The 6,929-nt window shown below is 42.9% G+C and carries 3 protein-coding genes, 16 tRNA genes and 2 rRNA genes (1 of these 21 cut by a window edge); all 21 read left to right on the top strand.

Annotated features, from left to right (window positions below):
• Nucleotides 1–1,593, top strand: a 23S ribosomal RNA gene (locus AB1279_RS21525) (it extends 1,329 nt beyond the left edge of the window).
• A 106-nt stretch (nucleotides 1,594–1,699) separates the two neighbouring features.
• Nucleotides 1,700–1,815, top strand: a 5S ribosomal RNA gene (gene rrf, locus AB1279_RS21520).
• 9 nt (nucleotides 1,816–1,824) lie between these two features.
• Nucleotides 1,825–1,899 (top strand) — tRNA-Asn (locus AB1279_RS21515).
• Nucleotides 1,900–1,902: 3 nt separating this feature from the next.
• Nucleotides 1,903–1,994, top strand: a tRNA-Ser gene (locus tag AB1279_RS21510).
• Between the two features lie 9 nt (nucleotides 1,995–2,003).
• A tRNA-Glu gene (locus AB1279_RS21505) sits at nucleotides 2,004–2,078 on the top strand.
• A gap of 4 nt (nucleotides 2,079–2,082) precedes the next feature.
• Nucleotides 2,083–2,158: transfer RNA gene (locus AB1279_RS21500), tRNA-Val, on the top strand.
• Between the two features lie 20 nt (nucleotides 2,159–2,178).
• Nucleotides 2,179–2,255, top strand: a tRNA-Met gene (locus AB1279_RS21495).
• Between the two features lie 3 nt (nucleotides 2,256–2,258).
• A tRNA-Asp gene (locus AB1279_RS21490) sits at nucleotides 2,259–2,334 on the top strand.
• 8 nt (nucleotides 2,335–2,342) lie between these two features.
• Nucleotides 2,343–2,418: transfer RNA gene (locus AB1279_RS21485), tRNA-Phe, on the top strand.
• 34 nt (nucleotides 2,419–2,452) lie between these two features.
• Nucleotides 2,453–2,528 (top strand) — tRNA-Thr (locus AB1279_RS21480).
• Nucleotides 2,529–2,536: 8 nt separating this feature from the next.
• A tRNA-Tyr gene (locus AB1279_RS21475) sits at nucleotides 2,537–2,620 on the top strand.
• Nucleotides 2,621–2,634: 14 nt separating this feature from the next.
• A tRNA-Trp gene (locus tag AB1279_RS21470) sits at nucleotides 2,635–2,708 on the top strand.
• 10 nt (nucleotides 2,709–2,718) lie between these two features.
• A tRNA-His gene (locus AB1279_RS21465) sits at nucleotides 2,719–2,794 on the top strand.
• Between the two features lie 113 nt (nucleotides 2,795–2,907).
• Nucleotides 2,908–2,982 (top strand) — tRNA-Gln (locus AB1279_RS21460).
• 5 nt (nucleotides 2,983–2,987) lie between these two features.
• Nucleotides 2,988–3,062, top strand: a tRNA-Gly gene (locus tag AB1279_RS21455).
• A gap of 10 nt (nucleotides 3,063–3,072) precedes the next feature.
• Nucleotides 3,073–3,146: transfer RNA gene (locus tag AB1279_RS21450), tRNA-Cys, on the top strand.
• Nucleotides 3,147–3,152: 6 nt separating this feature from the next.
• A tRNA-Leu gene (locus tag AB1279_RS21445) sits at nucleotides 3,153–3,234 on the top strand.
• A 235-nt stretch (nucleotides 3,235–3,469) separates the two neighbouring features.
• Nucleotides 3,470–4,237 (top strand): transglycosylase domain-containing protein, encoded by a 768-nt coding sequence (locus AB1279_RS21440; RefSeq protein WP_429760865.1) that lies wholly within the window; start codon nucleotides 3,470–3,472, stop codon nucleotides 4,235–4,237.
• 192 nt (nucleotides 4,238–4,429) lie between these two features.
• Nucleotides 4,430–5,080, top strand: coding sequence for a DsbA family protein (locus AB1279_RS21435; protein ID WP_429760863.1), 651 nt, complete (start codon nucleotides 4,430–4,432; stop codon nucleotides 5,078–5,080).
• A gap of 113 nt (nucleotides 5,081–5,193) precedes the next feature.
• Nucleotides 5,194–5,267 (top strand) — tRNA-Gly (locus tag AB1279_RS21430).
• A 479-nt stretch (nucleotides 5,268–5,746) separates the two neighbouring features.
• The gene (queG, locus tag AB1279_RS21425; RefSeq protein WP_429752421.1) at nucleotides 5,747–6,886 is read left to right on the top strand and encodes a tRNA epoxyqueuosine(34) reductase QueG; all 1,140 of its coding nucleotides are present in this window, start codon (nucleotides 5,747–5,749) and stop codon (nucleotides 6,884–6,886) included.
• Nucleotides 6,887–6,929 lie beyond the last annotated feature (43 nt).

The following is a 6,929-nucleotide window of genomic DNA, read 5'->3' as shown; positions in this document are numbered from 1 at the left end:
ATCCCGTCCACCGAATGCCTAAGGTTTCCTGAGGAAGGCTCGTCCGCTCAGGGTTAGTCAGGACCTAAGCCGAGGCCGACAGGCGTAGGCGATGGACAACAGGTTGATATTCCTGTACCACCTCTTTATCGTTTGAGCAATGGAGGGACGCAGAAGGATAGAAGAAGCGTGCGATTGGTTGTGCACGTCCAAGCAGTTAGGCTGGTAAGTAGGCAAATCCGCTTACCGTGAAGGCTGAGCTGTGATGGGGAAGCTCCTTATGGAGCGAAGTCTTTGATTCCCCGCTGCCAAGAAAAGCTTCTAGCGAGATAAAAGGTGCCTGTACCGCAAACCGACACAGGTAGGCGAGGAGAGAATCCTAAGGTGAGCGAGAGAACTCTGGTTAAGGAACTCGGCAAAATGACCCCGTAACTTCGGGAGAAGGGGTGCTTTCTTAACGGAAAGCCGCAGTGAATAGGCCCAAGCGACTGTTTAGCAAAAACACAGGTCTCTGCGAAGCCGTAAGGCGAAGTATAGGGGCTGACACCTGCCCGGTGCTGGAAGGTTAAGGAGAGGGGTTAGCGCAAGCGAAGCTCTGAACTGAAGCCCCAGTAAACGGCGGCCGTAACTATAACGGTCCTAAGGTAGCGAAATTCCTTGTCGGGTAAGTTCCGACCCGCACGAAAGGTGTAACGATTTGGGCACTGTCTCAACCAGAGACTCGGTGAAATTATAGTACCTGTGAAGATGCAGGTTACCCGCGACAGGACGGAAAGACCCCGTGGAGCTTTACTGTAGCCTGATATTGAATTTTGGTACAGCTTGTACAGGATAGGCGGGAGCCTTTGAAGCCGGAGCGCTAGCTTCGGTGGAGGCGCTGGTGGGATACCGCCCTGGCTGTATTGAAATTCTAACCTACGGGTCTTATCGACCCGGGAGACAGTGTCAGGTGGGCAGTTTGACTGGGGCGGTCGCCTCCTAAAAAGTAACGGAGGCGCCCAAAGGTTCCCTCAGAATGGTTGGAAATCATTCGTAGAGTGCAAAGGCATAAGGGAGCTTGACTGCGAGACCTACAAGTCGAGCAGGGACGAAAGTCGGGCTTAGTGATCCGGTGGTTCCGCATGGAAGGGCCATCGCTCAACGGATAAAAGCTACCCCGGGGATAACAGGCTTATCTCCCCCAAGAGTCCACATCGACGGGGAGGTTTGGCACCTCGATGTCGGCTCATCGCATCCTGGGGCTGTAGTCGGTCCCAAGGGTTGGGCTGTTCGCCCATTAAAGCGGTACGCGAGCTGGGTTCAGAACGTCGTGAGACAGTTCGGTCCCTATCCGTCGTGGGCGTAGGAAATTTGAGAGGAGCTGTCCTTAGTACGAGAGGACCGGGATGGACGCACCGCTGGTGTACCAGTTGTTCTGCCAAGGGCATAGCTGGGTAGCTATGTGCGGAAGGGATAAGTGCTGAAAGCATCTAAGCATGAAGCCCCCCTCAAGATGAGATTTCCCATAGCGTAAGCTAGTAAGATCCCTGAAAGATGATCAGGTTGATAGGTTCGAGGTGGAAGCATGGTGACATGTGGAGCTGACGAATACTAATAGATCGAGGACTTAACCATATAATATGTATACTACATTGATGTTATCTAGTTTTGAGAGAATATAAAAACTTGTTGACTTTCTTTTTGAATCAAGTATAATAATGATTGTCTCAATTGAATATAGTCTGGTAATGATGGCAGAGAGGTCACACCCGTTCCCATACCGAACACGGAAGTTAAGCTCTCTAGCGCCGATGGTAGTTGGGACTTTGTCCCTGTGAGAGTAGGACGTTGCCAGGCTTACAGTATTCCGCAGTAGCTCAGTGGTAGAGCTATCGGCTGTTAACCGATCGGTCGTAGGTTCGAGTCCTACCTGCGGAGCCAATTGGAGAGCTGTCCGAGATGGCCGAAGGAGCACGATTGGAAATCGTGTATACGTCATAAGCGTATCAAGGGTTCGAATCCCTTGCTCTCCGCCATAACATTTTGGCCCGTTGGTCAAGTGGTTAAGACACCGCCCTTTCACGGCGGTAACACGGGTTCGAATCCCGTACGGGTCACCACTTTGGAGGATTAGCTCAGCTGGGAGAGCACCTGCCTTACAAGCAGGGGGTCGGCGGTTCGATCCCGTCATCCTCCACCATATAATTTTATAAATATCATCGCGGGGTGGAGCAGTCTGGTAGCTCGTCGGGCTCATAACCCGAAGGTCGCAGGTTCAAATCCTGTCCCCGCAACCAAATGGTCCCGTGGTGTAGTGGTTAACATGCCTGCCTGTCACGCAGGAGATCGCCGGTTCGACCCCGGTCGGGACCGCCATTTATGAAGGCTCGGTAGCTCAGTCGGTAGAGCAGAGGACTGAAAATCCTCGTGTCGGCGGTTCGATTCCGTCCCGAGCCACCATTTTAAATAAATAGCAATTTTTATACATTATAATGCCGGCTTAGCTCAATTGGTAGAGCAACTGACTTGTAATCAGTAGGTTGGGGGTTCAAGTCCTCTAGCCGGCACCATGTAAGTCGGAGGGGTAGCGAAGTGGCTAAACGCGGCGGACTGTAAATCCGCTCCTTCGGGTTCGGCAGTTCGAATCTGCCCCCCTCCACCATTTACATTTTATATAGGGGCATAGTTTAACGGTAGAACAGAGGTCTCCAAAACCTCCGGTGTGGGTTCGATTCCTACTGCCCCTGCCAACACAGCATGGCGGCTGTGGCGAAGTGGTTAACGCATCGGATTGTGGCTCCGACACTCGTGGGTTCGATTCCCATCAGTCGCCCCATTTTTAATATTACTTTACAATTCAAATTAATTGTGATAATATACTAAATGTCGAGTTTGGATATTTAAAGTAATAAAAATGATAATAAATCATATAATGTATTAATTATTCGATGGGCTATAGCCAAGCGGTAAGGCAACGGACTTTGACTCCGTCATGCGCTGGTTCGAATCCAGCTAGCCCAGCCATTTTTGCGGAAGTAGTTCAGTGGTAGAATACAACCTTGCCAAGGTTGGGGTCGCGGGTTCGAATCCCGTCTTCCGCTCCAAATTTAATATGGCGGCATAGCCAAGTGGTAAGGCAGAGGTCTGCAAAACCTTTACCACCGGTTCGAATCCGGTTGCCGCCTCCATATTATGCCGATGTGGCGGAATTGGCAGACGCGCACGACTCAAAATCGTGTTCCGTAAGGAGTGTCGGTTCGACCCCGACCATCGGTACTGTTTAGACGAGGATAACTCGTTTTTTTTGTGTTTATTTATAAGTGTAAAATATGAGTGGATACTCTATAATATTAAGCGTTTCCTACTGCAGTGGGAAACGTTTTTTTCTTTCAAGTGATTTCTCTTACAACTTTGTAAGGTAGTTGTAAGAGAAATCGATTGGATATTTTTAAAAAGCAAGGTATTCTTAAATCAAGAACAATGAATGTTAGAGAAACGGGGGGTGTCTGTCGTGAAAGAACGAACAGTATCTCGTACTGCTTTTGATCATAATATTACTTTAATTCCGAGAACAAAATTTTTGTATAAAGCTCTTATATTATTAGTAGTACTAAGTTGTGCATTATTATTTGTTGGAAATAAAATGATTGAACAAAAAGATATAAGTAAATTGAAAGTACCTGTTCATTTTGAGGTGCCAGAACAGTTAGGTAATGCATTTATTGCAACAGAAGATAAGCGCTTCTATCATCATAATGGGCTAGACTATATTGCAATTGTTAGAGCGGCAGTGGAAAATATAAAGGCGGGCGGTGTTGTACAAGGTGGCAGTACAATAACTCAGCAGCTTGCTAAAAATGTTTTTTTAACAACAGACCGAACATTTTCTCGTAAATGGAATGAAGTTTTCTATACAAAAAAAATTGAGCGAACATTTACGAAAAATGAGATTTTAAAACTGTACTTAAGCAATATTTATTATGGAGAAGGAGCATGGGGCGTTGAGAATGCGGCGAAGCTTTATTTTGGTAAAACGGTAGATCAATTAACATTAAGTGAAAGTGCTATGCTTGCAGCTGTTGTGAAAGCTCCTACTTATTATTCGCCTGTACAGCACTATGATAAAGCTGTAGAAAGACGTAATATGGTGTTAAAGCTTATGGAACGAGAAGGATATATAACTCACGCGGAATATGTACAAGCTACAAATGAAAAGCTTATTATTCGTAATGATATTCCAAAAAGTCAACCAGTACAGCAGGAAAAAGCGGTTAGTTAAGAGTAAGTTCAAAATGAACTTACTCTTTTTTTAGTGAATGAATTTAAGAGAAGTGAGACACAATATTGTCACATTTGTTTAATTTTGCTGATTTTGTGAGCGACTTCAATGGACTGTTTATATGAGAATTGATATCATGAGTAATGTGTATAAGCATCATACAAAGAATAAAAACATTAAAGAGGAATGTGTATGAAATCAAAAAATATTATAATTCTCGGCGTTATTTTTTCTATTGCGGCACTGATTGTAATTGGGACAATTGCATATAGCATCGTGAGTAACAAGACGGAAAATGGAAAAGATACATTTTTATATGGCACACAACAATCGTTAGGAGAGAAAGATGCTCCGATTCATATTGTTGAGTTTGGAGATTTTAAATGTCCAGCTTGTCGTACATGGGATGCAACGGTATTACCACGTTTAAAAGAAGAGTATATTAACAAAGGGAAAGTTCAGCTGCATTTTATTAACTTTCCATTCATTGGGAAAGATTCTGATTTAGGAGCAGCTGCTGGAGAAGCGATTTATAAGCAAGATCCAAAAGCTTTTTGGGCATTTTATGATGAAATATATCAAAATCAAAAGAATGAAGATGAAAAGTGGATTACAGAGGATCTATTAGTAAATATCGTAAAGCAAAAGCTACCTAGTATTGATGTAACGGAGTTTAAAAAGGATTTAAATAGTAAGGAAATAAAAGATAAAGTACAGAAGGATCTTGACCTTGCTCAGAAGTTAAAAGTACAAGGTGCACCATCCATATACGTAAATGGTAAACTTGCTAACCCAGACTATGATAGTATTAAAAATGCAATTGAGAAAGAAGCGAAAAAGTGATGAATAATTCATCACTTTTTCGACTTTTTTCGATAAAATTCTTGCAACACCTAATATTCCATGCTATACTTCTTAACATAAGTTAACAAAAAATTAATATTTTCTTTATATTTGCGGGTGTAGTTTAGTGGTAAAACAAGAGCCTTCCAAGCTCTGGTCGAGAGTTCGATTCTCTTCACCCGCTCCAAATCTCATTCCAAATTCCCATAATAATTGTGATCAACGCAGTGTTTCGTTTCTTAGATAAACGAGGTATTGCGTTTTTTTATGTTTGGAATGCAGGAATATATGTGAAAATAGTAATGTGGAATTTCCTATAATATGTATTGTTTAACAAAGTGGGATATTTATCAGTGAATATATTAAGAAGCGGTGAATCGTTTGTAAATATAAATGAAACATAATTAATGAGGACATTAAAGCGTGAACAGCAACCTCTATATGGATTCTATAAAAAGAAAGGCGGTAAAACTGTTACTGAAAAGAGGCGGAACCTCAATAAACAGAATATGTTGTATGAATTTAATTAATCAACATATATACCAGTAACTAGGCGGAAATTTACGCCTATGGAACTATACAAGCCAAAGTGTCGAGGCAGGGTTTGTAGAAGCAGGAAAACTCTGAATAGGTATGTTTGTACACATTTTCAGTAGCAGAGTAAGTGTGAACTTTGAACAATTAAAGCAAGATGTGATAGCTTATAGTAAAACAATTGGAATTGATAAAATAGGTTTTGCGAGCGCTTCGCCATTTGAAGAGTTAAAGCAACGACTTATGCAGCAGCAACAATTAGGATACCAATCTGGATTTGAAGAGTCTGATATAGAAAAAAGAACGAATCCGCAATTATTATTACCAGGTGCAAAATCAATTATTGCGATTGCATTGGCTTATCCTTCAAAATTGAAAAATGCACCGCTAAGCAAACGTGGTGAGCGACGAGGTATTTTTTGCCGTGCTTCTTGGGGACAAGATTATCATCTCGTTCTGCGTGATCGTTTAGAGAAGCTGGAAGCATATTTAATTGAACGTTTACCAGGGATAGAAGTAAAATCGATGGTAGATACGGGAGAGTTAAGCGATCGAGCCGTTTCAGAGCGAGCAGGCATTGGGTGGAGCGGAAAGAACTGTTCCATTATTACGCCGGAATTTGGTTCGTATGTGTATTTGGGTGAGATGATTACAAATATTCCTTTTCCACCAGATACTCCAATTGAAGATCAATGCGGGAGCTGTACAAAGTGCATTGATGTTTGTCCAACAGGGGCGCTTGTCCAAGGCGGACAATTAAATGCTCAAAAGTGTATTGCGTTTTTAACGCAAACGAAAGGATTTCTTCCGGAAGAATACCGAGATAAGATTGGAAATCGCATTTACGGATGCGATACGTGTCAAACTGTTTGTCCAAAAAATAAAGGGATGGATTTTCATAATCACCCAGAAATGGAACCAGATCCTGAACTTGTAAAGCCGCTATTAAAGCCCCTTCTGACCATTAGCAATCGTGACTTTAAAGAAAAGTATGGTATTATGTCTGGTTCGTGGCGGGGGAAAAAGCCATTGCAGAGAAATGCGATTTTGGCACTTGCGCATTTTAAAGATACGACGGCTATTCCTGATTTAGTTGCCGTAATGAAAGAAGATCCTCGTCCCGTTATTCGTGGAACAGCGGCGTGGGCACTAGGTAAAATTGGTGGAGAAGGGGTTCAAGAGGCTATTGAAAAAGCAAAAGAGCGGGAGAAAGATGAAGAAGTACTTCATGAAATGAATCGTGGTCTTGAACTATTAGCTGAGAAAAAATAGCAGATTATTGCCCATTCCCTCATATTGTAATAGGGGGAGGGAA

Source organism: Bacillus sp. S14(2024) (assembly GCF_050473785.1).
GTDB lineage: Bacteria > Bacillota > Bacilli > Bacillales > Bacillaceae_G > Bacillus_A > Bacillus_A yunxiaonensis.
This window is presented reverse-complemented; position numbering and strand designations above follow the sequence as displayed.

Bases quoted from the DNA above. Each gene is read 5' to 3' on its own strand.
- AB1279_RS21435 (WP_429760863.1), top strand. From the start codon at position 4,430: ATGAAATCAAAAAATATTATAATTCTCGGCGTTATTTTTTCTATTGCG.